Genomic DNA, 23980 nt, shown 5'->3' on the forward strand with positions numbered 1-23980 from the left:
CGCGAAGACTGAGGCCCTTCACCGGACGGTGAAGGGCCTCAGTCGTATGTGCGTGTCGTCCGGAGTCTGGGCCCCGGGTGGACGGGGCCTCTACAGTGAGCGGAAACCCCGACCTCCCGCGGTGGCGCCGGGCTCCTCCCGCGGCCCGTGAGCCCGCGGTCGAGGGCCGGTCCGGCCGGCGGCCGGCGGGAACCGGTCCGCCGGCCGGTGCCCGGTCGGCGTCACCCCCGGCCGCCCCGTACCGCCGTCAGGTACGCCGAGACCACGACGTTCGCGGTGTACGCGCCCGCCTCGCGGTCGAAGGTGCCGCCGCAGGTGATCAGGCGCAGCTCGGCCCGGTCCGCCCGGCGCTGCCCGTACGCCTTCCGGGGGTCGAAGCCCTCCCGGTCGAGGACCTGGACGTCCTCGATGGTGAATTCGGCGACGCTGCCGTCCGAACGGGTGACGTCGACGGTGGCGCCGGGGCGGGCCGCGCTCAGGCCGTAGAAGACGGCGGGGCGGGTCTCGGTGTCGACGTGGCCGACGAAGAGCGCGGCGCCCGAGGCGCCGGGCCGGGTGCCCGACCCGTACCAGCCGACCGTGTGCGGCATCTCGAACGGCGGCGGGTCGATCGCCCCCTCGCGGTCGAGTCCGCGGGCCACGACGGGGGCGGTGATCCCGACCGAGGGGATCTCGACCCGGCGCGGCTCGGCGGGCTCCACCGGGGTGTGCGCCGGGGGCAGCGGCAGTCCGAGGGGGCGCCCGACGGCGGCGATGTCGCCGGTGGCGGGCGCCGGGACGGCGGGCCCGTCGGCGGCGTCCCGGCCCCAGAGCCACAGGCCGCACAGCAGCAGTGCCCAGGCCGCCCCGGTCAGCGCCCGCCCGGACGACACGCGGTCAGTCCGCGCCGGGGCCCGCGCCCGCACCGCGGCGGCGGGCGCTGCGGAAGGCGACGGACACGGCGGCGACGGCGGCCAGGCCGAGGCCCAGGAGGGTGTACGGCGTCCCCAGGCCCTCCTCGCCGGCGGTCTGCGCCACGCCCGGTGCCGCGGGGGCGGCGAAGGCGGCCGCGCCACCGCCGCCGGCCCGGACCGGGGCGATCGGGGACGGGTGGTGGGTGGGCTGGTGAGTGGGCTGGTGGGTGGGCTGGTGAGTCGGCTGCTCGTGCCGCTTGACCTGCACGGTTCCGACGTCGGGGTGGTCGTGGCCGTCACAGGTCACGCTGACCTTGTACGTGCCCTCGTCGAGACCCGACTTGAGGGTGGTGTCGCCGAACAGCGGGTTCTTCCCGCCGTCCCGGCCGGTGAGCTCCGCCTCCGCGACGAACGCCTGGGACCTGGCGGCGCCGGTGGTGCCCTTGCAGCCGGTGACGCGGATGTCGACGTCGGCTCCGGGGCGGGCGCTGGAAGGGGTGACGGTGGCCTGGACCCCGTCGTGGGCCAGGGCGGTGCCCGCCGTGGGCGCGAGCACCAGAACCAGAGCCGCCCCTGCGGCACGGAGAGCGATGGGACCTGAACGCATGGTGACCTCCTGATACTGGCAGGGTCACCCGGTTCGGGCCGTTCCGCATCCGCAGGGGTCGGCCGGGGGGACGTGGGACCGGGTGGTCAGATGCGCTCGACGAGGTCCGCGATCGACTTGACGACCTTGGACGGGCGGAACGGGAAGCGGTCGATCTCCGCCTGCGTGGTCAGACCGGTCAGCACCAGGAAGGTCTGCATGCCCGCCTCCAGACCGGCCAGGATGTCGGTGTCCATCCGGTCGCCGATCATCGCGCTGGACTCGGAGTGGGCGCCGATGGCGTTCAGGCCGGTGCGCATCATCAGCGGGTTCGGCTTGCCCGCGAAGTACGGCTCCTTGCCCGTCGCCTTGGTGATCAGCGCGGCGACCGACCCGGTGGCGGGCAGCGGCCCCTCCAGGGACGGCCCGGTCTCGTCCGGGTTGGTGCAGATGAAGCGGGCGCCGGCGTTGATCAGCCGGACCGCCTTCGTCATCGCCTCGAAGGAGTACGTGCGGGTCTCGCCGAGGACCACGTAGTCCGGGTCGTGGTCGGTGAGCACGTAGCCGATGTCGTGCAGCGCCGTGGTGAGGCCGGCCTCGCCGATGACGTACGCGGTGCCGCCGGGGCGCTGGTCGTCCAGGAACTTCGCGGTGGCGAGCGCCGAGGTCCAGATGTTCTCGACGGGGACCTCCAGGCCCATGCGGGCCAGGCGGGCGTGCAGGTCGCGCGCGGTGTAGATCGAGTTGTTGGTGAGCACCAGGAAGGGCTTGCCGGTGTCCCGCAGCTTCGTGATGAACGCGTCGGCGCCGGGGATGGGCACGCCCTCGTGGATGAGGACGCCGTCCATGTCGGTGAGCCAGGATTCGATCGGCTTGCGTTCTGCCATGGGTGCGGGACTCCTGCCGTACAAGACTTTCCGGTGTACTGGGGGCGACGCGACAGCGCTGTGGCGACGCCCCCAGCCTAGGTCAGGAAGCGGTCACCCTGACCCCGTCGATCACCCAGTACCAGTTGTTGGACCCGGTGTAGCGGAAGCGGAAGCTCACGCTGCTCGCTCCGGCGGGCACGGCGACCGTGACCGACTGGGGCTGCGAGACGACGTCCGCCGTGTAGCTCTTCACCACGGTCGGCGTGCCGCCGTTGAACGAGGCCAGGATCTGGGCGGTCTGCGCGCCCTCCTGCCGGTAGAAGGTCGTGAAGTCCAGGGTCGCGCGGCTCGCGCCCGAGACCGCGAACGCCGGTGTGACCAGGGTCGAGTCGTACGTGCCCGAGAAGGACTTGTCGGCCCACTCGTCGGAGTCGGCGACCGCGAAGACGCCCCGGGCGCGCACGTTGAGCTCACGGGACTGGTCGCGCTGGGAGCGGGACCAGAACTCGTCGGTGGCGAAGGACCAGCCGCGCCACTCGGTCACGCCGCCGGTGCCCATGGCGTTGTTGATGACGGACCAGCCGCTGGGCGCGGTGCGGGTGAAACCGAGGACGCCCGCGGGGATGCCGGTCTCGTCGACGCGGCCGGTGAGCGACGGGTAGAGGGTGTCGAAGGGGTCGGCGGAGCGGTCCTGGACCGGCTTGCCGTCGAGGCCCCAGGAGGGGTCCGGGACGATGCCGAGCTGCCGGAAGACGGTGGCGGCGACGTCGACGAGCCGGGTGTCGACGGGCCGGGCGCCGGCCGCGATGCCGGGGCCCTGGGCGAGGACGAAGGTGCGCCGCTCCTCGATGCTGGAGCCGCCGTGGCCGCCGGCGTCGGTGTGGCCGTGGTCGGTGGCGACGAGGACGGTCCAGCGCTCGGTGGCGTAGGACGGGCGGGCCTGGATCGCGGCGAGGAGGCGCCCGAGGTAGGCGTCCTGGACGTCGATGGCGTCGGTGTACCTGGGGCTGGCGGCCCCGTGGTTGTGCCCGATCTCGTCGGTCTCGCCGAAGTAGACGAAGAGCACGTCGGGGTTCTGGTTGCGCAGCACGTCCTCGGTGACCTCGGTGATCGCGAGGTCGTTGACGGCATAGTCGTTGTCGTGGACGACCTTGGCGTCGGCGCCGGGGGTGACCGTGCCGTAAGTGTCGAGCTCGGGCCAGTCGACGGCGGCGAAGAGCGAGAGCTCGGGGCGGATCTGGTGCAGCCGGGCGAGGAACCCGGGGTAGCTGCCGTAGTTGCGGCCGGTGAAGGTGTTGTCCTTCACGCCGTGCTTGTCGGGCCACACGCCGGTGGAGATGGTCGACCAGCCGGGGCCGGAGGAGGTCGCGGCCATCGGGTTGGCGTAGAGCAGGGAACGGCCGTAGGTGCCGTTCGCCATCAGGGACTTGAGGTTCGGGGCCTTGGCGGCGTCGATGCGGTCGTACCGCAGGCCGTCCATGCCGACGAAGAGCACCTTGTCCTTGCTGGTGCCGTTCGGGAGCGTGGGGGCGGCCGGGGTGGCGGCCCGGGCCGCGGGCGCGGCGGCGAGGCCGGTGGCGGCGACGGCCGCGGTGGCGCCCGCGGCGGCGAGCACGGTGCGGCGGGACGGCCGGGACGGCTCGGCCGGGCTGGATATGCCGGTGATCGGCATGTCGGGAGTCCTCCATGATCGGGGGCGACTGGCGGCACACCAACGCCCCTGATTCCTCAGGGGCGTTGCGCGATCTGGCTGTGGTCCGTACCCGTTATCTTTCCGCGATACTTCTTCGGGACGGAAGAGGCGTGCGGTGAACTCTCAGCTGCCCGTGGCGGTCTTCCACGCGTCCACGTACGCGGTGAGGTTCTCGTCGATGTCGGCCCAGTCCGGCTCGAAGACCTCGACGCCGTTCATCAGCTCGGCCAGCTCGATGGCGTTGGCGTCGGTGGGCTTGACGTCCTGGCGGGCCGGGAAGCCGCCGCCGATGGCGCTGACCTCGCGCTGGGCCCGCTCGCCGAGCATGAAGTCGAGCAGCTTCTTGCCGTTCTCGCCGTGCGGGGCCTTGGCGACCAGACCGGCGGCGTACGGCAGGGCGAAGGTGGTCGGCTTGCCGCCGTCCTTGGCCGGGAACCAGATGTCCAGGTTCGGCATGGTCCTGGCCTGGGCGAAGTTCATCTGGACGTCGCCGTTGGCGACCAGGATCTCGCCCTTGTCGACCTTCGGGGCCAGCTTGGAGGTGGAGGAGGACGGGCCGACGTTGTTGGCCTGCAGCTTCTTCAGGTACGCCATGGCGGGCTCCTGGCCGCCGAAGTCGTGCAGGGCCTTGATGAGCACGGCGGTGCCGTCGCCCGCGACGCCCGGGGTGGAGTACTGGACCTTGTCCTTGAACTTCGGGTCCAGCAGCTCCTCCCAGGTCTTCGGGGCGGGGTTCGCCTGCTTCTTGTTGCGGATGAAGCCGAAGTAGTTGTTGACGACGGAGGTCCACTTGCCGTCGTCGGCCTTGTCGGCGCCGCTGACCTGGTCGGAGCCCTTCGGCGCGTACGCCGCCAGCAGGCCCTTGGAGTCGGCCTGCTGGATGAAGGGCGGGAGGGTGACGAGGACGTCGGCCTGGGTGTTGCTCTTCTCGCGGGCGGCGCGCTGCACCATCTCGCCGGAGCCACCCTCGACGTACTTCACCTTGATGCCGGTCTCCTTCTCGAAATCCTCGAAGACCTTGTCGTACCAGCCGTCGCCCGCCTCGCCCTTGAGGCCGTCGGCGCTGTAGACGGTGACGACCTTCTCCTCGGCGGCCGCGGACGCGCCGTCGCAGGCGGTGAGGGTGGCGGCGAGGGCCAGGCAGCCGGTGACGGCGGCGATCGGCTTGACGTACGGGAAGGGGGTAAGCATGACGTCGTTCTCTCCTAGCGGTACGAGGCTTTGGTGCGGATACGGGAGACGGCGAGCAGGACCAGCAGGGTCGCCGCCATGAGGACCACCGCGAGCGCGGAGCCCGTGAAGAGCGAACCGCGGTCGGTGGCCGTGAAGATGAGCACCGGCAGCGGCATCCAGTCCGGCGGGTAGAGCATCATCGTGGCGCTCAGCTCGCCCATGGAGAGGGCGAAGCAGAGCCCCGCCGCCGCGGTCAGCGACGGCAGCAGGAGCGGCAGCCGGACCCGGAGCAGGACGTACGAGGGGCGGGCGCCGAGGCTGGCCGCCGCCTGCTCGTAGACCGGGTCGAGCCGCAGGATGGCAGCGGAGACCGACTGGTGGGCGAACGCCGTGACAAGAACGGTGTGCGCGAGGATCACGATCCAGCGCGTGCCGTTCAGGAGCAGCGGCGGCTGCGAGAACGCGACCAGGACCGCGAGCCCGACCACCACCGACGGCACGGCCACCGGCAGCACGAACAGGGCGTCGACGATCCGGCGCCCGCGCTTGCGGAGCGCGGCGGCCGCGAGTGCGGCCCAGGTGCCGGCGATCAGCGCGAACGCGCTTGCCGCGAGGGCCGTCACCAGACTGGTGGTGAGCGCCGTCAGCGACTCGCCGCGCACGGCGGCGGCGTAGTGCGCGGTGGTCGACCCGGAGGGGAAGGCGCCGGACCAGTGGGTGGAGAACGAGGCCGCGAGGATGACGAGGAGGGGCAGGGCGAAGAGCGGGACGAAGAGGACCGCGAAGAGGATCCAGACCGCCCACCTCCCGGTTCGGCTATGCACCAGCACGACGGCTCACCACCCGGTAGACGGCGTAGAGACCCACGGAGATCGCCACGTTGACGACGGCGACGACGCAGGCCGCCGCGTAGTCGGATTCGAGGATGGCCTTGCCGTAGACGAGCATCGGGAGGGTCGTGACGCCCTTGGCCCCGGTGAACAGCACGATCCCGAACTCGTTGAGGCACATCACCAGGACGAGGCTGCCGCCGGCGGCGAGCGCGGGAAGCGCCTCGGGCAGGATCACCCGCCGCACGATCCGCAGCGGCCGGGCGCCGAGCGAGGAGGCCACCTCCAGCTGGCCGGTGTCCAGTTGGGAGAAGGCGGCGAGCAGGGGGCGCATCACGAAGGGCGTGAAGTACGTGATCTCGGCGAGCAGCACGCCCCACGGGGTGGACAGGAAGTGGAAGGGCCCCGTGGCGGCACCGGTGACGTCCGTCCACACCCCGTTCGCCATGCCGACGGTCCCGTAGAGGAACAGCAGGGCGAGGGTGATCAGGAAGGACGGGAAGGAGAGGAACACGTCGATGAACCGCGCCACCGCGCGCCCGCCCGGGAACGGTACGAACGCGACGACCAGCGCCAGCACGAACCCGAGGACCAGGCAGCCCACGGTGGCGGCGACGGCCAGCCACACGGTGGTGACCAGCGCGTCCTGGAACGACGCCGACGCGAACACCTGGGCGTACGCCCCGGGGGCCAGGGACTCCCGGACGACGAGGGCGAGGGGGTAGAGGAAGACGACGGCCAGGGCGAGGACGGGGGGCGCGGCCCAGAGCCAGGCGGGTGCGGCCGCTCGGGCGCCGCTCGCCGGCTGCGGGCGGTCGTCCCGCGGGGCGTCGGGGGTCCCCTCGGACGGGGATCGGCGGAGGGCGGGCGCGATCTCACCGGTGCGCTGCGCCTCCACGAGGCCCTCACCCCGGCTAGCCATCGTTCACCCCCGCGGCCAGCAGTACGGCGTCCTCCGGGGCGAAGTGCAGGGTCACCTCGGTGCCGAGCGCCGGCGTCTCCCGCAGTTCCCGCACGTCCGCCTTGACCCGCTCCCCGCCCACGTCGACGTACAGGCGGTGGGTGGAGCCGCGCCACTGGACCTCGCTGATCCGGCCCCGGAGCGCGTTCGGGCCCTCGCCGAGGCCGACGAGGTGGGGGCGGACGCAGAGGGTGGCGGCCGAGCCCGGGGCCACGCCGGAGACCGGGACCCGCAGGTCGACGCCCGCGAAGGCGACCCCGTCCGCGCCGACCCGCACCGGCAGCAGGTTCGCGTTGCCGACGAACGAGGCCGTGAACTCCGTGCGCGGCCGGCGGTACAGCTCCTGCGGCGTGCCGCAGTCGCGCAGCCGGGCCCGGTCCATGACGGCGATCCGGTCGGCGAGGGTGAGCGCCTCGACCTGGTCATGGGTGACGTAGAGGATGGAGACGTCCGGCAACTCCCGGTGCAGCCTCGCGAGTTCGGCGAGCATGTCGGAGCGCAGCCGGGCGTCGAGCGCGGACAGCGGCTCGTCGAGGAGGAGGACGTTCGGGCGGATGGCGAGGGCGCGGGCGATGGCGACGCGCTGCTGCTGACCGCCGGAGAGCTCGCGCGGGTAGCGCTTGGCGTAGGCCCCCATGCCGGTCATCTCCAGGGCCTCGGCGACCCGGCCGGGAATCTCGCTCTTGGGCGCCTTCCGCGCCTTCAGGCCGAAGGCCACGTTGTCCTCGACCCGCAGGTGCGGGAAGAGGGCGTACTGCTGGACGACCATGCCGATGCCGCGCTTGTGCGGCGGCAGCGCGGTGACGTCCCGGTCGCCGATGAAGACCCGTCCCGAGGCGGGCCGGACGAAGCCCGCGACGGCCCGCAGGGCGGTGGTCTTGCCGGAGCCGGAGGGCCCGAGCAGGGCCATCACCTCGCCGGGCTCGACGGTGAGGTCGAGGCGGTCGAGGACGGTGTGGTCGCCGTACCGCACGGAGACGGCGTCGAAGCGTATGCCGCTGGTCATGCCTCGTACTCCCGCAGCAGTCCCGGGAGTCCGGCGACGGAGGCGAGGACGTGGGTGGCGCCGTGCTCCTTGAGCGCGGCCTCGCCGTGCGCCCCGGTGAGCACGCCCGCGACGATCCCCGCGCCGGAGCGCACACCGCTGAGCATGTCGTACGAGGTGTCGCCGGCGACCACGACCCGGCGGACGTCGTCGACGGCGCCGGTGCGCAGGAAGGCGGCGAGCACCATGTCGGGGTAGGGGCGGCCGCGGCCGCCCGCGTCGGCGGGGCACAGGGTGAGGGCGACGAGCTCGCGCCAGCCGAGGGCGTCGAGGATGGCGTCCTGGGTGACGCGGGCGAACCCGGTGGTCAGGACGACGGTCCTGCCCTGCTCGCGGAGGGCGGCGACGGCCTCGGCGGCGCCGGGCAGGGGCGCGATCCGGCCGTCGGCGACGAGCTCCCCGTACGCCTCCTCGAAGGCGAGGTTGGCCTGCCGGGCGCGCTGCTCGTCGCCGCCGAAGAGGTGGCGGAAGACGGAGATCTTGGACTCGCCCATGGTGGCCCGGACGTAGTCGATCATCGTGGCGGGGTCCTCGCCGAGGCGTTCGGCGGCGACCGTGAAGGCCTGCTCGACGAGGCCGCCGTCGGCGACGGTGGTACCGGCCATGTCGAGGACGACGAGGCGGTGCTGCGGTGCGGTCGTGTCGGTCATCGTGGCTACCAGCCCAGTTCGTTCGCGGTGGTCTCGGCGATGGCGGGCGAGCAGGTCATGCCGCGTCCGCCCGGTCCGGTGACCAGCCACACGCCGTCGCGCACCCGCTGGCGGTGGACGACGCGGCTGGTGTCGGTGCACTGCGCGTACACGCCGGCCCAGCGGCGCCGGACGCGCGGCAGCGGGCGGCCGAGGAAGGACTCGACGACGCGGGTGAGGTGCTCGTAGGGGTCTTCGAGGGTGTCGAAGGCGAAGGGGTGCTCGTACTCGTGGGTGTCGCCGATGGTCAGCCCGCCATCGAGGCGCTGCACCATGAGCAGCTGCATCTTGTGGGCGGCGGCGGTCGGGTCCTGCGCCTGCCCCGCGTTGAGGGCGTCGAGCTCCGGGGAGGCGTACGCCGGGTAGTAGCGGAAGGAGTCGGCGTCGGCGACGGAGGTGGTGAGGGCTTCGCCGAGCGGGTCGGTCTGCATCATCTGGAGCCGGACCCGGCGGACCGGGATCTCGCCCGCGACCTCGCGGACCAGGCCCGAGAGCCAGGCGCCGGTGCACAGGACGACGGCGTCGCCGGTGTGCGTGTCGCCGTGGTCGTCGCGGACCGCGTTCTCGCCGACGACCTCGCGCACCTCGCGGTGCGGCAGGAAGGTGTAGCGGCCGGTGGCCAGGAGGGCCTCGCGCAGGGCCAGCTGGGCGGTGCGGGGCTCGACCGCGGCGTCCCGCTCGCACCACAGCGCGGCCTGGAACGCGCCGCGCAGGGCCGGGTTGACGGCCCGCGCCTCGTCCGCGGTGAGCAGCTTGTAGCCGCGGGCGGCGGCGTCGGGCCGGGCCACGGCGGCCTCGGCGACGCCGAGTTCGAGCTCGTTGCGCACGGGGGTGAGGGACCCGATGGCCCGGAAGCCGAGCCCGGGGACCCGGGCGCCGACGCCCTCCCAGAGTTCGCGGGCGCGCAGGGCGGTGTCGAGCTCCTCGCCGCCCGCCCGGCCGCTGACCCAGATCTGGCCGAAGTTGCGGAGCGAGGCGCCGCGCGCCTCCGCCTCGCGCTCGATGTGGACGACCTCATGGCCGCGTTCGACTGCCTGCCAGGCGTGCATGGTTCCCACCACGCCGGCTCCTACGACGATCACCTTCATGCCGTCCACGGTCCTGGCGGCGCGTGACCCGGACCGATCGGGTGGGCGACGGGACGGTGAACGGGCCGCCAAACTTGGACTAGACCCGTTACCGTCTCGTGATGTTCAGAGGGGGCGGGTGGTCGGAGGCCCCGTGGGCCCGGGGGCGAGTGGGCTCAGTCCTGGCGGCCCAGATGCGCCGTGAAGCTGAAGCGGTCACCCCGGTACAGGGTGCGCACGCGCTCCAGGGGCCGGCCCGCCGTGTCCCGCGAGACCCGGTGGATCAGCAGCATCGGCAGCGCGGGCGGGGTGCCGACGAGCAGGGCCTCGCGCGGGGTCGCCAGCACGGTCTCGATCCGCTCGTCGGCGTCCCCGAAGGAGATGCCGAGGCGGTCGTGGAGATAGGCGTAGAAGGAGGAGTCGGGGTCGAACTCCACGTCCAGGTGCGGGGCGCGCGCCTCGGAGACGTACGTGCTCTCCAGGCCGACCCGCTCGTCGTCGGCGAGCAGCACCCGTTCCATGTGCCAGACGGGCTCGCCGCGCACCACGCCGACCTCGGGAGCGAGGACGTCGGGGCACGGGAAGCGTTCCAGGGAGATCAGCGAACGCCCGGGGCGGCGCCCCTGGCGGCGCACGCCCTCGGTGTAGCTGGCGAGCGAGAGCGGCTGCTCCAGCTTGGGCCCGGCGACCACGGTGCCGCGCCCCTGCCGGCGCAGCCGCCCCTCCAGGAGCAGCTCCCGCAGCGCCTGCCGGACGGTCTCGCGCGAGACCTCGTAGCGGACCGCGAGGTCCCGCTCGGTGGGCAGCAGTCCGCCCTCACCCAACTCGGCGATGAGCGCGGCGACTTTGGCCTTGACGGCGTAGTACTTGGGGATGCGGCCGTGCTCGGGGATGCCGGAGCGGATGGGGGCGCCGGGGTCATCGGGGCTGTTCGGGTTCTCCACCTGGTGATCGTTGCAGATGCGAGTGAACGGGACGGTGTACGCGGGGTGGCCTAGGGCCTGTCGTCACACTCCCGTCGTCGCCCGAAGGGCGGCCCCGCGGCGTCTGGTGCGTGCTCTCGGCGTGCCGGGTGGAAGCCCTCGTACTGGACGTACTCGGACTTTCACCCGGTGCGGCGAGAGCGCGTGCCAGGCGTCGCGGGGCAGGCGGGAGTGTGACGACAGGCCCTAGGCGTGCCGTCGGCGGCGCCGGGCGAACAGCACCAGGACCGCCCCCACCCCCAGCAGCGCCGCCGAGACCAGCGCCGCCCGGAGCGCGGACTCGCGCCGCGAGGCGGGCACCGCGCGGTGCCCGGACTCGGGCCCGGTACGGGCGAGTTCGGGGCGGACCGGGACGGGGGCCGTGCCGGGCGAGGTGGGCCGCGCCGGATCGGCCGGGACCGGGGAACGCTCGGCGGCGGGGCCGGTCGGGTCGGCCGGGTCCGCCGGGTCCGCCGGGTCCGCCGGGTCCGCCGGAAGCACGGTCAGCGGATAGTCGCCCGACTCCCCGACCCAGTCGCCGTCGTCGCCCCGCCGCTGCACGACGGCGGCGTTGACGACCACCTCGTCCGGGACGGTGTCGGCGCGGAAGGCGAGCCGCACGGGGACGGTGAGGGTGCGGTGCGCGGGGACGGCGAAGCCGGTGAAGGCGGGGGGTGCGGTGGCGGCGCCGGTCGGGCCGTCCGGCCCGTCCGATGCGTCCGATGCATCCGGTGAACCCGTCGGACCGTCCGGCGCGTCCCCGCCGGTCCCGCCGGTCCCGCCGGTCCCGCCGGTCCCGCCGGTCCCGCCGAAGACACCCACGCTCTCCGACCGGTCCGTCCCCTCGAACGTCACGGGCCGCCACAGCCGTGCCCCGGCGTCGTAGAACTCGGCGCGGATCTGGGCGGGCCGCAGGGTCCGTTCGCGGTCGGTGAGGACGAGCACCGGGTGGATGTCCCGGCAGGGCCGGGCGGTGGTGTTGGTGAGGTCGAGGTTCCAGGTGAGGAAATCCCCGCCCGCCGCGTACGTGGCGGGCCCGTCCTCGATCCGGGTGGCGAGGGGGAAGTCCCGGGCGGCCGCCGCGCCGCACTCGGGCGGCGCCGCCACCGCCGGCACGGGGGCCAGGGCGTGGGCGACCGGGACGGCGGCGGCCGTGGTGAGGGCGGCGAGGGCGAGGGCGTTGCGCAGTCGCATGGGCGGGTGCCTTTGCTGCTCGCGGCGTACGGGTCGCCCGCGACGCTGCCACGCGCGGTACGGCGGAAGCGCGAACGACGCGGCCGCGCCGTCGAACACCCGGGGGATCCCGCCCGATCAGCCTATGGTCCGACTGTCAGGATGCCGGGCCGGGCAAGGGCGGGGGCCCACGGTCCGTCCCGCGGACCTCCCCGCCGAACCCCCACGGTCCGTCCGCGGACCTCCCCGCCGAACCCCCACGGTCCGTCCGCGGACCTCCCCGCCGAGCCCCCACGGTCCGTCCCGCGGGGCTCCACGCCGGGGGCCCTACGCCCCGACGGTCGGCGGCTCGCCCCCGAAGCCCGAGGGCCGGTTGCCGAAGACCGGCGCGAGGATCAGTTGGGCCGCGCCCTCCGCCACGGCGTGCGGGGCGGTCGCCACCGCCACGTCCGCCGGGAGGGCGAGGCCGGCCAGGACCTCGCGGGTGCCGCGCGCGAACACCTCGGGGGCCGCCAGGACCGCACGGCCGCCGAGCAGGACCCGGTCGACGTCCAGCAGCCGGACCAGGTTCGCCGCGCCGGTGCCGAGCACCCGGGCCGCGCCGTCGACGTCGCCGCGCGCGAGGGCCGTCAGGCACAGCACCTCCAGGCAGCCGCGCCCGCCGCAGTCGCAGGGCGGCCCGTCGAGCTGGACGGTCTGGTGCCCGAGCTCCCCCGCCCCGGTCCTGCCCCCGCGCAGCACCGCACCGCCGAGGACCAGGCCCGCGCCCAGACCCGTACCGAGGTGCACGTACGCGAAGGAGCCGGGGGCGCCGGGGCGCAGGGCGAGGCCCAGGGCGGCGGCGTTGGTGTCCTTGTCGAGCACGACGGGCAGTCCGAGCCCGCGCGCCAGCTCGTCCCGCAGCGGGAAACCGTCCCACTGCGGAAACCCGGTGACCCGCCCGGGCGTTCCGGCCCGGTGGTCCAGCGGCCCGGGCATGGCGACACCGACTCCGAGGACACCGGCCCCGAGCGCCGCGGCGCCCTCGCCTCCGCCACCTGCCCGGAGGGGCCCGCCGCCCTCGCCTTCGGCACCGGCCCGGGGGGCCGCGCCGCCCTCGCTCCCGATGCCCGGCCGGGCGCCCGCGCCGGCCCCGCCCGGCAGGAGCGCGGCCACCTCCGCCCGTACCGCCGCCAGGACCGGTTCCGCGCCCGCGCCCAGGTCCAGGGGGGCGCTGCGCTCGGCGACGCGTTCGCCCGCGAGGTCGAGCAGGACTGCGGTGAGCTCGTCGCGGTCGAGGTGGAGGCCGATCGCGTGGGCCGCCTCGGGGACGAGCCGCAGGACGGTGGCCGGCTTGCCGCCCGTGGAGGCCCGGCGCCCGGCGTCGGCGGCCAGGCCCTCGGCGCGCAGCCGGGCGGTGATCTTGCTGACCGCCTGCGGGGTCAGCCCGGTCCGCTCCGCCAGCTCCAGGCGGCTGATCCCCTCGCGCCCGGCCGTCCGCAGCAGGTCGAGCACCAGCGCCGCGTTGTGGCTGCGCAGCGCGGGGAGGTTCGCGCCGCCCGCTCCCGCACGCGTCCCCGCGGGGGTGTCCGTACGCGTCCCCGTACGGGGATCCGCGCCCGTCGCCCCCGTACCGGAATCCGCACGGGCTCCTGTACGGATTCCTGCCCGGGCTCCTGTGCCGGCGTCCTTCCCCGTCCCCACGTCCGTGCCCCTCTCCGTCCTCGCCACCCGCCCATTGTCCCCCCTGCTTGCACTTTGGCAACAGCGTTGCCAAAGTGGAGGGCATGACTGGCACCGCCCCCGCCCCCCTCCGCGTCGGACTCGTCGGCTACGGCCTCGCGGGCTCCGTCTTCCACGCCCCGCTGATCGCCGCCTCCCCCGACCTCGTCCTGGACACGGTCACCACCGGGAACCCGGAGCGCGCCGACCAGGCCCGCGCCGAGCACCCGGGCGTCACGGTCGCCGCCTCGCCCGAGGAGCTGTGGGCGCGGGCGGACGACCTGGACCTGGTCGTGGTCGCCTCCCCCAACAAGACCCACGTCCCGGTCGCCACCGCCGCCCTGGAGGCCGGGCTGCCCGTCGTCGTGGACAAGCCGCTCGCCGGGACCGCCGCCGAGGCCCGCGGGCTCGCCGGCCTCGCCGACGCGCGCGGACTGCTGCTCTCGGTGTTCCAGAACCGGCGCTGGGACAACGACTTCCTCACCCTCCGCGCCCTCCTCGCGGAGGGCGAACTCGGCGAGGTCCAGCGCTTCGAGTCCCGCTTCGAGCGCTGGCGGCCGCGGCCGAAGGGCGGCTGGCGCGAGTCCGGCGCCCCGGAGGAGATCGGCGGCCTGCTCTACGACCTCGGCAGCCATGTCGTCGACCAGGCCCTGGTGCTCTTCGGGCCGGCCCTCCGCGTGTACGCCGAGTCCGACGTGCGGCGCCCGGGCGCCGAGGCCGACGACGACACCTTCCTCGCGATCACCCACGCGAACGGCGTGCACTCGCACCTCTGGGTGAGCGCCACCACCGCGCAGCTCGGCCCCCGCTTCCGGGTGCTCGGGCAGCGCGCCGGCTACGTGAAGTACGGGCTCGACCCCCAGGAGGCCGCCCTGCGCGAAGGCCTGCGCCCGGAACCCGGCGCCCCCTGGGGCGTCGAGCCGGAACAGCTCTGGGGGCGGCTCGGCTCGGGCGAGTCGCCGCTGACCGGTGGCGGCACCCCCGTCGAGACCCTGCCGGGCGCCTACCCCGCCTACTACGCGGCCGTCGCCGCCGCCCTGCGCGGCACCGGGCCGAACCCGGTGACGGCGTACGAGGCGGCCGACGCCCTCGACGTCCTGGAGGCGGCGAGGCACTCCGCCCGCGACGGCGTGGCGGTGACGCTGTGAGCACGCCCGGGAAGAGCGGCACCACGGGAACGGCCGGCCCCGACGGAACGGCCGGAACCGTCGGAGCAGCCGGAACCGTCGGAGCGGCCGGCCCCGACGACCTCGCCGGGCTGGAGGCCCAGGAGGCGGCCCTGGTCCTGCCCCACTTCACGTACGAGGACGCCTGGACGCTCGGCACGATCCTGACCGGTCTGGCCCGCGAGCGGCGCGCGCCCGTCGCCATCGACGTCCGGCGCGGCGCGCAGCGGCTGTTCCACTGCGCGCTGCCCGGGTCGAGCGCCGACAACGACGCCTGGATCGAGCGCAAGCGTCGGGTGGTGGAGCGGTACGGCGTGAGCTCCTTCCTCGTCGGCGCCAGGTTCCGCGCGAAGGGGACCACCTTCGAGCTGTCCTCGCGCCTCGACCCCGACCGCTTCGCCGCGCACGGCGGCTCGTTCCCGCTCACGGTCGAGGGCGCGGGCGTCGTCGGCGCGGTCACCGTCTCGGGGCTGCCGCAGGCCGAGGACCACGCGCTCGTCGTCCTCGGCCTGGAACGCCTGCTCAGCTCGTACCGGTCGCGCGGCGACGCCGCCGGCTGACCGCGACGAGCGCGCCGCCGCTGAGCGCGAGCCCGGCGGCGGTCACGCCCATGACGACCTTTCCGGTGGTGGAACCGGAACCCGTGTCGGGGAGTTCACCGCCGCCGGTGCTGCCGCTGGTGCCGTGCCCGCCGGTCGTGTGACCGCCCGTGTCGCCGCCCGCGGCTCCGCCGGTGTCCGCACCGCCGTCGGTGGAACCGCCGTCACTCGCGCCGCCGTCCGACGATCCGCCGTCGGTGGAACCGCCGTCCGTGGAGCCCCCGTCGGTGGAGCCGCCGTCACTGGATCCGCCGTCCGTCCCGTTCGACTCCGTCGGAGTCGGGGTGGGGGTCGGCGTGGGCGTGGGCGTGGGCGTCGGGGTGGGGGTCGGCGTCGGTCCGAGCCCGTCGCACTTCGGCAGGTCGCCGTCGAACGGGTAGGCGTGCATCTCCTGCCCGCCGCCCCCGCTCGTCAGCGAGGTGTGGGTGAACGAACCGCTCGTGTAGAACCGCCCGTTCATGCCGGGCAGGGTCGCCGTCGCCATGCTCGCCGGCTGGGCGATGAGCACGCTTCCCTCCAGTTGCCCGCTGCCCTCGAAGGTCGCCCGGGTCGCGTCGGGGAAGTTCCACAGCAGCTTGTCCCGCAGGGAGTCCGGGACGTCACCGCTGTAGGTGTCGATGGTCCGGTCCGCGCCGTAGAGGTTGACGAGGACCGTCGCCCCGGCCGGGATGCCGGTGAAGCGGAAGCCCTGCGAGCCGCCGCTCTTCGACTCCAGGTCGAAGTCGACGTCGAAGATCTGGAGCGCCGACTTCCCGTCGCCGGTGAAGAGGGTCTCGCTGCCGCTGTTGACGGCGGTCCCGGTCGCCTTGCGCCGCTTGCCCTCCACGTACGCGTAGCAGCGGCTCGCGTCGGTGAGCCGCTCGCGCAGGGGCGCGAACGCGTCGACCGCGGCCGTGTCGTGCACGGATTTCGGGGAGACCGTGCCGCTGAGGGCGCCCGCGTACCGTACGACGCCGTGCACCCTCCCCTCCTCGGCGAGCAGGCGCTGGCCGGCGGCGATGGTGACGTTCCCGCCGGTGGAGAGGAAGTCGGTGCCGTCGTCCGGCGGGACGCGCGAACCGACGCCCGCGACGCCGACGTTGTAGACCTGCGAGACGCCCGCGCGCTTGTGCATGTCGAAGCGGCCGAGGACGACCACCTTGCCCTCGGCCTCGGCGGCCGCCTGCCGGACGAGGAAGTCGCCGCCGACGAAGATGTTGACGTTGTTGTCGCGCCCGGCGATCGCCCCGTTGCCGATGTCCGGGTACGGGGAGGGGCACGCGCCCGGCAGACAGGGGCCGAGGCCGCCCGGGAGCGGGTCGGCGAGGCTCGCGGTGGCGAGGCCGCCGACGAGGGCGACGGCGCCCGCCACCGCCACCGTCGCTCTCACCAGATGCCGACGATTCGTCACATGTGCACTCATATAGGCCAATATGCCGAATGGGACGGCCGAGGGCGGCGCCCGACGCGCAGGGGGCGCCCGAGGCATCGCCCGGACGACTCATGACCGGCCCGCGGTCGGGGCGGCGGGCCGGACCCGCCGGGACTCAGGCGCCCTTGAGCTCCTGGCGCTGGCGGCCCAGCCCCTCGATCTCCAGCTCGACGACGTCACCGGCCCGCAGGTACGGCTTGGGCTCGGGCTGCCCCAGGGCGACGCCCGCCGGGGTGCCGGTGTTGATGATGTCGCCGGGGTACAGGGTCATGAAGCGGCTGACGTAGCGGACCACCTCGGCGACCGGGAAGATCTGGTCGGAGGTGTGGCCGTCCTGCTTCAACTCGCCGTTGACCCACAGCTTCAGGCCGAGGTCCTGCGGGTCCGGCACCTCGTCGGCGGTGACCAGCCAGGGGCCCAGCGGGTTGAAGGTCTCGCAGTTCTTGCCCTTGTCCCAGGTGCCGCCGCGCTCGATCTGGAACTCGCGCTCGGAGACGTCGTGGGCGAGCGCGTACCCGGCGACGTGGGACAGGGCCTCCTCGTCGGTCTCCAGGTAGCGGGCGGTGCGGCCGATGACGATGGCCAGCTCGACCTCCCAGTCGGTCTTCACCGAGCCGCGCGGCACGAGGACGGTGTCGTCGGGGCCGACGACGGTGTCGGCGGCCTTGAGGAAGACGACGGGCTCCGCCGGCACCGCCGCGCCGACCTCCGCCGCGTGACCGTGGTAGTTCAGCCCGATGCACACGACCTTGCCGATCCGGCCGACCGGCGGACCGATCCGCAGCCCCGTCGCGTCGAGCGCGGGCAGCACGCCCGCGCCGGCCGCGGCGCGCACCCGGTCGAGCGCCGAGGCGTCACCGAGGAGACCGCCGTCGATGTCGTCGACCAGGGCGGACAGGTCGCGGAGCGTCCCGTTCTGGTCGAGGAGGGCGGGCCGCTCGGCCCCTGGCGGGCCGACACGCAGCAGCTTCATGGTCTTCTCCCTGTGGTCGAGGTGGCCCGGGGGCGGGCCGTCGTGAACCCCGGCCGATGGAGTGCGGCCATCGGAGGATTGGTCGATCCTCCAATGGAACGGGTCACCCCGCAAGCCCCCGTTCACACCCTGGACCCTTACGCGGGAGTAACCAGGGCACCCGCTGCGGGCATGTCCCGGTAGAGGAAGGCCCGCTCGACGGCGGTCCAGGTGGTGCTGGTGACGATGTAGAGCGCGGCGGCCAGCGGCACGACGGCGACCGAGAGCAGGGTCGCGAAGGAGAGCAGCGGCAGGTACCGGCCCATGGCCGCCGCCACGCCGGCGCCGGGCTGGCCGGGGTCGGCCGGGACGGGGACCGGCTGGCGCCGGGCCCGGAGGTAGTTGTACGTGGCGACGGCGGCGACGACCGCGAAGAGCACCAGGTAGACCAGGCCGGCCGGGCCGAACACGCCGCCGTTCGAGAGGGCGTCGGCGTAGTGGTCGCCGAGCGGGGCGGCGAAGAGGCTGTGGCCTGCCATCTGCCCACCGGAGAACAGGTGGAACATCAGGAAGAAGGCGGGCGCCTGGAGCAGGCTCGGCAGGCAGCCGGCGAACGGCGAGACCTTCTCCTCCGCGTGCAGCTCCATGATCGCCTTCTGCAGGCGCTCGGGGTTCTTGGCGTGCTTCTTGCGCAGCTCGGCGAGGCGCGGGGCGAGCCGGGTGCGGGCCTTCTGCCCCCGGGCGGCGGCCCGCGAGAGGGGGTGGACGGCGAGGCGAACGCACATCGTGAACAGGACGATGGCGGCGGCGGTGGCGCTCAGGCCGAAGAGCGGCTGGAGCAGGTCGGCGAGGTGCTCGACCAGGGAAGCGAAAACGGACATGGGGAGCCCTCCGAGGGGTCTCGTCGTGCCGGAAGAAGAGGAGATTCGGCAGGACGGAACGCGCGGAGAACCCAGGAGACCGGGGGATCAGCTGAGCTGGGAGCCCGGGGGGGGGGAGGTCCTGCTACGCGGCCGTCGGGAGGAGACGGCCGGGGGCCCGGGGCCTGCGACGGCCGGGGGCGTCGGGGTCGCGCTGGGGCAGGAAGGCGGTGCGCAGGGCCCGTTCGCGCAGGGCGGTGCGGACCCGGGTGGGCGGCACGGGCAGGACCGCGCCGGCGCCGATCAGGGCGCAGACGAAGGCGGTCGCGGCCATGGCGAAGGCGGCGGAGAGTCCGGCGCCGGTGGAGCCTTCGGAGAGGAGCAGGTCGGCGAGGGCGAGGAGGAAGAGGAGAGGCGCCAGGACGCGCAGCAACAGCCCGTTGCGCATACCGACCTCCCGTCCTGTCCCGACCACTACGGCCGCTACGGCCGCTACGGCCCTTTCGGCCACTACCGACTGCGACTCACGACGACCGGCCACTGTCGACTGTCGACCACTACCGACTACAACCCACCGGTCGTCCCACCGTTATACACGACCGGTCTCCAGCGGTACGAGGAGTCGGCGGGGCGCGAGGAGGGCGCGGGCGACCGGATCGGCGGGGTCCGGATCGAGTCCGGCGCCGGGCCGCATCTCGATGTCGGCGGGGTGGACGGGGGTCCGGCAGGCCGGGCACTCGCCGTACGGACCGACCTCGGTGCCGCAGTCGACGTGATGGAAATGACGCATGGGCACGGCACCGGGCTGCGCCTCGCGCCCCCACAGCCCGAGGGAGCGCAGGACGGGCCAGAGGGCGACACCGCGCTCGGTGAGCACGTACTCGTCACGCGGCGGCGCCTCCTGGTAGCGACAGCGGTCGAGCACCCCGGCCTCGACGAGGGCCTGGAGGCGGGCGGCGAGCACGGCGCGGGGGGCGCCGAGGTGGACGAGGAAGTCGTTGTAGCGGCGGACGCCGTAGAAGGCGTCGCGCACGACGAGGAGGGTCCAGCGCTCGCCGACGACTTCGAGGGCGCGGGCGATGGAGCACTGCTGGGTCGCGTAGTCCTTGCCGAGGGCCATGGGGACGAGTGTAAGGGAAAGGGTTCAGTGAATGAACCTTGACTGGTACGGTACGAGGACGCTCAAGGTTCATTGAACGAACCGACGGAAGCCGAGGTCCCGCCATGCCCCAGCCAGCCGCTCCGGTCACCACGGCCGATCGCCCCGCCGGTCAGGGCCGGGGCTCGGCACGGGGCCTCGCCCGCGGTCGCACGACCCTGGCCGTCACCAGCGCCGCGACCGCCCTGACGCTGATGAACTACACGGCCCCGATGCTCACCCTGCCCAGCACGGCCCGCGCCTTCGGCACCCCCGCCGCCGCCCAGGCCTGGCTGCTCAACGGCACGCCGCTCGGCCTCGCCGTCCTCCTCCTGGTGGCCGGCAGCCTGGCCGACGCCCACGGGCGGCGCCGGGTCTTCCTGCTCGGCACCCTCGGCCTCGGCCTCGCCACCGCGCTCGGCGGCTTCGCGAACTCCACGCTCACCTTCACCCTCGCCCGCGTCGCCCAGGGCGCGGCGAGCGCGGCCGTGCTCGCGGCCAGCCTCGGCCTGCTGGCCCACGCGTTCCCGACGGGCGCGGAGCGGATCAGGGCGACCGGCGTGTGGGGCGCGTTCGTCAGCGCGGGCATCGCACTGGGCCCGCTGCTCGCGGGCACCCTGAGCACGCTGGCCGACTGGCGCTGGACGTACGTGGCCCTGGGCGCCGCGACCCTCCTCGTGGCCGCGCTCGGCACCCGTACCCTCGCCGAGTCCCGCGCCCCGCGCGAGGGCCGGACGGACCTCGCCGGAGCCCTCGCGCTGGGCCTGGCCCTGGCCGCGCTGCTCACCGCGCTGACCCTGGGCCGGGACGGCTGGCTGCGCCCGTCGGTGGGCCTGCTCGCCCTCGCGGCCGTCGCCCTCGGCGCCCTGTTCGTCCGGGTCGAGCGGCGCGCCGCCGCGCCGATGATCGACCTGGCCCTGTTCCGCACCCCCGCGTTCCGCGCGGCGACGGCGGGGGCGCTGTTCACGGGCCTGGCGGTGATCGGCTTCTTCAGCGTGCTGCCGGCGCTGCTGCAGCGGGGCGCGGGGATGGCGGCGCTGACGACGGCGTGGCTCTTCCTTCTCTGGTCGGGTACGGCGTTCGTCGTCGCCCTGCAGTCCCGCCGCCTGTCCGGCCGGCTCTCCGCCACGCACCAGCTCGCCCTGGGCTTCGCGCTCTCGACGGCCGGAGTGCTCGCCCTGTACGGCGCCCTGGAGGGCGCGAGCTGGCCCCGCCTCCTGCCCGGCCTGATCGTGGCGGGCGCGGGCAGCGGCCTGCTGAACGCGGCGCTGCCGAGGCTCGCCGTGGACTCCGTACCCCGCGAGCGGGTGGCGATGGGCTCGGGCGCCAACAACACGGCCCGCTACATCGGCTCCTCGGCGGGCGTGGCCCTGGCCCTCGCCCTGGCGACGACGGGCCCGGACACGGCCCTGCTGACCTCGGCGGCGCTGGGACTGGCCGGGGCGGCCGTGACGCTGGGGGCGGGGCGGGTACGGGGGTGAGGGCGAGGGGCTGGGGGCTGGCGGCGAGGCGGTAGAGGGCAGGCGGAGGGGGCAGGCGACCGGCGACCGGCGACCGGCGACCGAGAGGGACTACCGGCGAGACACGGAAACCGGCCGGTCGTCCTCGTCGTCGAACCCCGGCAGCCGGGCGTCGGTGAACTCCTCGCGGGCGAGCACGTCCGCGTCCTCGCGCGGGTCGTCGGGGCCCGCGGGCCCGTACAGGCTGACGAGGACGGCGGCGGCGAGGTTGACGAGCAGCGCGAGGAGCCCGGCGTTCACGCCCCACACCGGGTCGTTGCCGGTGAAGACGAGGCAGCAGACGAGGGCGACGCCGACGGCGAGCCCGCAGACCCCGCCGTACAGGGTCATCCGCCGCCACACGAGCCCCAGCAGGAGCAGCGGCAGCAGCTGCGCCATCCCCTCGTACGAGATGAGGGAGAGGCGGACGAGGGTGTTGGGCGCGGTGTACGTCATGAGGAGGGCGAGCCCGCCGGCGACGACCACGACGAGCTGGGAGAGGCCCTTCTCGCGGTTCCGGAGCCGCGGCAGGAGGGAGAGCACGCTGCGCCCCCACATGGTGCCGATGACCAGCATGAAGACGGCCATCGGCACGATGGAGGAGAGCGCGGCGGCGACGCCGACGAGGCCGACGGCCCAGGGCGGGAGGGAGTCGGTGACGAGCTCGAAGAGGGCGAGGTTCGACCCGGCGCCGGTGAGGCCGGGGACGACGAACAGGGCGGCCATGCCGAGCAGCATGGGGACGAAGAGCAGCACGTTGTAGGCGGGCAGCCAGACGGCGTTGCGGCGCAGGGTGTCGGCGTCGCGGGCGCCGAGGTAGCCGGCGACGGTGGTCGGGAAGATGACGACGGTGAGGGAGTTGAGCAGGGTGGTGGAGGCGAACCAGCCGACCCCGTACCCGCTCCGCTCGCCGCCGTGCCCGGGCAGCGCGAGCCACTCCGCCTTCTCGTCGGCGAGCCGGCCGAGGAACTCCCCGTATCCGTCGAAGTAGTGCAGCGGCACGTACACGGCGAGGAAGCCGAGGGTGAGGATGACGAGGGCGTCCTTGAGGACGGAGACCCAGGCGCTGCCGCGCAGCCCGCTGACGACGACGAAACCGGTGGTGACGGCGAAGGCGAGGAAGTAGGCGGGATCGAGCCCGATCCGCCCGTACGAGACGGTCGAGAGCACGACACCCATGCCGGTGATCTGCAGCTGGATGTACGGCAGGAGGAAGACGGTCGCGAGGACGGCGACGGCCGCGCCGAGCCAGGGTCGGCGGTAGCGGTGGGCGGCCATGTCGCTGAGGGAGACGAGCCCGTGCTTGCGGGCGTACCCCCAGAGCATGGGGCCGACGACGTAGCCGAGGGCGTAGCCGCAGGACATGTAGGCGACGACGTAGAGGACCGGGGCGCCGTAGTTGTAGCCCCAGCCGGCGGCGCCGAGGTAGCTGAAGCTGGTGTAGCCCTCGCCCGCCATCAGCACCCAGATGAACACGGGCCCGAGCGAGCGCCCGCCGACGGACCAGTCGGCGAGCCCGCCGCTCTCCTGGCGCCGCACGGCGAGCAGCCCGAGGAGGACCGTGAGGACCAGGAAGCCGCCGAGGATCCAAAGCGCGGAACTCACGCCCGCCGCCCCGCCCGCCGGTCCCCGCGCCGCGCGAGGGCGACGGAGAAGGGGGTGAGGACGGTGGCCCCGAGGAGCCAGAAGAGCAGCAGCGGGACGTGGTTGACGAAGGGCGGGGCGGCGACGAAGAGGAGATAGGGCACGAGCAGCCACAGCAGATGGGGACGGCGCTTGATCACCGGTCGAGCCTAGGCCCTCGCCCGGCCCCCGCCGGGCACCAGCTTGGCCCAGACGATGAGCCGGTAGGTGGAGGTGTACTCGGGGGTGCAGGTGGTGAGGGTGAGGTAGGAGCCGAGGTCGTCGTACCCGTAGGACGGCTTGTAGAGGGACCGGGGTACGGGGGCGATGACGCCGACGTCGCGGGGCGAGGTCTGCGGGAGGACGAGGTCGACGCGGTAGCTGTACGAGCCCGCACGGGTCCGCACCTCGATGACGTCCCCCTTGCGCAGCCGGTTGACGTAACGGAAGGGCTCGCCGTGGGTGTTCCGGTGCCCGGCGAGCGCGAAGTTCCCGGCCCGGCCGGGCCCGGCGGTGCCGGGATAGTGCCCGACGAAGCCACGGTCGAGCACGCTGCGCTTGCCGACGCCGTCGGCGATGGGGACGGTGAGACCGAGCCGGGGGATGCGGAGGACGGCGTAGGCGGAGGAGGACCCCCCGCGGCCGCCACCCCCGGCCCCGGAACCGGAACCACCCCCGGACTCCACGGCACCGCCCCCGCCATCCCCCGAAGCCCCCCCGGGCTCAGCAGACCCACCAGACCCACCCGACCCACCAGGCTGAGCGCCCCCACCACCCCCGCCGACCTCCCCGACCTCCCCGACCTCCCCGACCTCCCCGACCTCCCCAGGTGACCTACCCCACTCCCTCTCCAGATCCCGCACCTGCTCGACGGCCTGGGCGCGGGCCTGCTCGTTCGTCCACCACATCTGGTGCAGGACAAAAAGAACGAGAACAACGCCGCAGGTGACGAAGACCTCGGCACCCACCCAGAGGGCACGGCCGACCCCGCCGCGCCGCGCGCGCCCCTGAACGACCACCGGAATTCGATCCCGCACGGCGGGCACGATAAGCGCTGAGGCACCAACTCTCCAGGGCCGTACAGCAGTAC

Annotated in this window: 24 protein-coding genes; 3 read left to right on the forward strand and 21 right to left on the reverse strand. The window is 74.1% G+C overall.

The genetic code is table 11. From position 1 onward, the window contains the following. Positions 1-221: 221 nt before the first annotated feature. The 13 genes from OG309_RS13535 to OG309_RS13595 form a co-directional block, all read right to left on the reverse strand. The gene (locus tag OG309_RS13535; protein WP_329420842.1) at positions 222-872 is read right to left on the reverse strand and encodes a class F sortase; all 651 of its coding nucleotides are present in this window, start codon (positions 870-872) and stop codon (positions 222-224) included. A 4-nt stretch (positions 873-876) separates the two neighbouring features. Then, entirely contained in the window at positions 877-1500 is a 624-nt protein-coding gene (locus OG309_RS13540; protein ID WP_329420843.1) for a hypothetical protein, read from the reverse strand. An 86-nt stretch (positions 1501-1586) separates the two neighbouring features. Further along, positions 1587-2366 (reverse strand): HAD-IIA family hydrolase, encoded by a 780-nt coding sequence (locus OG309_RS13545; RefSeq protein ID WP_329420844.1) that lies wholly within the window; start codon positions 2364-2366, stop codon positions 1587-1589. Between the two features lie 82 nt (positions 2367-2448). After that, the gene (locus OG309_RS13550) at positions 2449-4020 is read right to left on the reverse strand and encodes an alkaline phosphatase family protein (protein ID WP_329420846.1); all 1572 of its coding nucleotides are present in this window, start codon (positions 4018-4020) and stop codon (positions 2449-2451) included. A gap of 144 nt (positions 4021-4164) precedes the next feature. Then, the gene (locus OG309_RS13555; RefSeq protein ID WP_329420848.1) at positions 4165-5232 is read right to left on the reverse strand and encodes a 2-aminoethylphosphonate ABC transporter substrate-binding protein; all 1068 of its coding nucleotides are present in this window, start codon (positions 5230-5232) and stop codon (positions 4165-4167) included. 14 nt (positions 5233-5246) lie between these two features. Further along, positions 5247-6044: an ABC transporter permease gene (locus OG309_RS13560; RefSeq protein ID WP_329420849.1), complete on the reverse strand. Its 798-nt coding sequence runs from the start codon at positions 6042-6044 to the stop codon at positions 5247-5249. Next, positions 6031-6966 carry a 2-aminoethylphosphonate ABC transporter permease subunit gene (locus OG309_RS13565; protein ID WP_329420850.1) on the reverse strand — a complete coding sequence of 312 codons (936 nt, stop codon included), beginning with the start codon at positions 6964-6966 and terminating at the stop codon, positions 6031-6033. The genes OG309_RS13560 and OG309_RS13565 overlap by 14 nt, the downstream gene beginning before the upstream one ends. Next, positions 6959-8011 (reverse strand): ABC transporter ATP-binding protein, encoded by a 1053-nt coding sequence (locus OG309_RS13570; RefSeq protein ID WP_329420851.1) that lies wholly within the window; start codon positions 8009-8011, stop codon positions 6959-6961. Before OG309_RS13570 ends, OG309_RS13565 begins: the two co-directional genes overlap by 8 nt. Then, a complete protein-coding gene (locus OG309_RS13575) occupies positions 8008-8700 on the reverse strand; it encodes a phosphonatase-like hydrolase (RefSeq protein ID WP_329420853.1) in 693 nt (230 codons plus the stop codon). The genes OG309_RS13570 and OG309_RS13575 overlap by 4 nt, the downstream gene beginning before the upstream one ends. A gap of 5 nt (positions 8701-8705) precedes the next feature. Further along, the gene (locus OG309_RS13580) at positions 8706-9827 is read right to left on the reverse strand and encodes a TIGR03364 family FAD-dependent oxidoreductase (RefSeq protein ID WP_329420854.1); all 1122 of its coding nucleotides are present in this window, start codon (positions 9825-9827) and stop codon (positions 8706-8708) included. Between the two features lie 155 nt (positions 9828-9982). Further along, positions 9983-10750: a GntR family transcriptional regulator gene (locus OG309_RS13585; RefSeq protein WP_329420855.1), complete on the reverse strand. Its 768-nt coding sequence runs from the start codon at positions 10748-10750 to the stop codon at positions 9983-9985. A 225-nt stretch (positions 10751-10975) separates the two neighbouring features. Then, positions 10976-11962 carry a hypothetical protein gene (locus OG309_RS13590; protein ID WP_329420856.1) on the reverse strand — a complete coding sequence of 329 codons (987 nt, stop codon included), beginning with the start codon at positions 11960-11962 and terminating at the stop codon, positions 10976-10978. A 306-nt stretch (positions 11963-12268) separates the two neighbouring features. Further along, positions 12269-13651, reverse strand: coding sequence for an ROK family transcriptional regulator (locus tag OG309_RS13595; RefSeq protein WP_443067561.1), 1383 nt, complete (start codon positions 13649-13651; stop codon positions 12269-12271). A gap of 56 nt (positions 13652-13707) precedes the next feature. On the opposite strand from OG309_RS13595, the gene OG309_RS13600 reads away from it, so the two are divergent. Continuing rightward, on the forward strand, positions 13708-14790 hold the full coding sequence (locus OG309_RS13600; RefSeq protein ID WP_329420858.1) for a Gfo/Idh/MocA family protein: 1083 nt from the start codon (positions 13708-13710) through the stop codon (positions 14788-14790). 110 nt (positions 14791-14900) lie between these two features. Beyond that, positions 14901-15368 carry a heme-degrading domain-containing protein gene (locus OG309_RS13605; RefSeq protein ID WP_329428302.1) on the forward strand — a complete coding sequence of 156 codons (468 nt, stop codon included), beginning with the start codon at positions 14901-14903 and terminating at the stop codon, positions 15366-15368. On the opposite strand, the gene OG309_RS13610 is transcribed toward OG309_RS13605, so the two are convergent. The 5 genes from OG309_RS13610 to OG309_RS13630 form a co-directional block, all read right to left on the reverse strand. Further along, a complete protein-coding gene (locus tag OG309_RS13610) occupies positions 15331-16809 on the reverse strand; it encodes a choice-of-anchor A family protein (protein ID WP_329420859.1) in 1479 nt (492 codons plus the stop codon). The two genes, OG309_RS13605 and OG309_RS13610, sit on opposite strands and share 38 nt — an antisense overlap. Positions 16810-16933: 124 nt before the next feature. Beyond that, positions 16934-17791 carry a fumarylacetoacetate hydrolase family protein gene (locus OG309_RS13615; RefSeq protein WP_329420861.1) on the reverse strand — a complete coding sequence of 286 codons (858 nt, stop codon included), beginning with the start codon at positions 17789-17791 and terminating at the stop codon, positions 16934-16936. A 137-nt stretch (positions 17792-17928) separates the two neighbouring features. Continuing rightward, positions 17929-18651: a YidC/Oxa1 family membrane protein insertase gene (locus OG309_RS13620; RefSeq protein WP_329420863.1), complete on the reverse strand. Its 723-nt coding sequence runs from the start codon at positions 18649-18651 to the stop codon at positions 17929-17931. Between the two features lie 124 nt (positions 18652-18775). Next, complete coding sequence (locus tag OG309_RS13625; protein WP_329420865.1) at positions 18776-19078, reverse strand: DUF6412 domain-containing protein; 303 nt, start codon at positions 19076-19078, stop codon at positions 18776-18778. A 141-nt stretch (positions 19079-19219) separates the two neighbouring features. After that, positions 19220-19750 carry a winged helix-turn-helix transcriptional regulator gene (locus tag OG309_RS13630; RefSeq protein WP_329420866.1) on the reverse strand — a complete coding sequence of 177 codons (531 nt, stop codon included), beginning with the start codon at positions 19748-19750 and terminating at the stop codon, positions 19220-19222. 104 nt (positions 19751-19854) lie between these two features. On the opposite strand from OG309_RS13630, the gene OG309_RS13635 reads away from it, so the two are divergent. After that, positions 19855-21249: an MFS transporter gene (locus OG309_RS13635; protein ID WP_329420867.1), complete on the forward strand. Its 1395-nt coding sequence runs from the start codon at positions 19855-19857 to the stop codon at positions 21247-21249. A 90-nt stretch (positions 21250-21339) separates the two neighbouring features. On the opposite strand, the gene OG309_RS13640 is transcribed toward OG309_RS13635, so the two are convergent. Genes OG309_RS13640 through OG309_RS38140 form a run of 3 tightly spaced genes read right to left on the reverse strand, consistent with a single transcriptional unit; the run spans position 21340 to position 23927 of the window. Continuing rightward, on the reverse strand, positions 21340-22872 hold the full coding sequence (locus tag OG309_RS13640) for a sodium:solute symporter family protein (RefSeq protein ID WP_329420868.1): 1533 nt from the start codon (positions 22870-22872) through the stop codon (positions 21340-21342). Continuing rightward, positions 22869-23051: a hypothetical protein gene (locus OG309_RS13645; RefSeq protein ID WP_329420869.1), complete on the reverse strand. Its 183-nt coding sequence runs from the start codon at positions 23049-23051 to the stop codon at positions 22869-22871. The genes OG309_RS13640 and OG309_RS13645 overlap by 4 nt, the downstream gene beginning before the upstream one ends. 9 nt (positions 23052-23060) lie before the next feature. After that, positions 23061-23927, reverse strand: coding sequence for a class E sortase (locus tag OG309_RS38140; RefSeq protein WP_443067562.1), 867 nt, complete (start codon positions 23925-23927; stop codon positions 23061-23063). Positions 23928-23980 lie beyond the last annotated feature (53 nt).

Source organism: Streptomyces sp. NBC_01268 (assembly GCF_036240795.1).
Classification (GTDB): Bacteria; Actinomycetota; Actinomycetes; order Streptomycetales; family Streptomycetaceae; genus Streptomyces.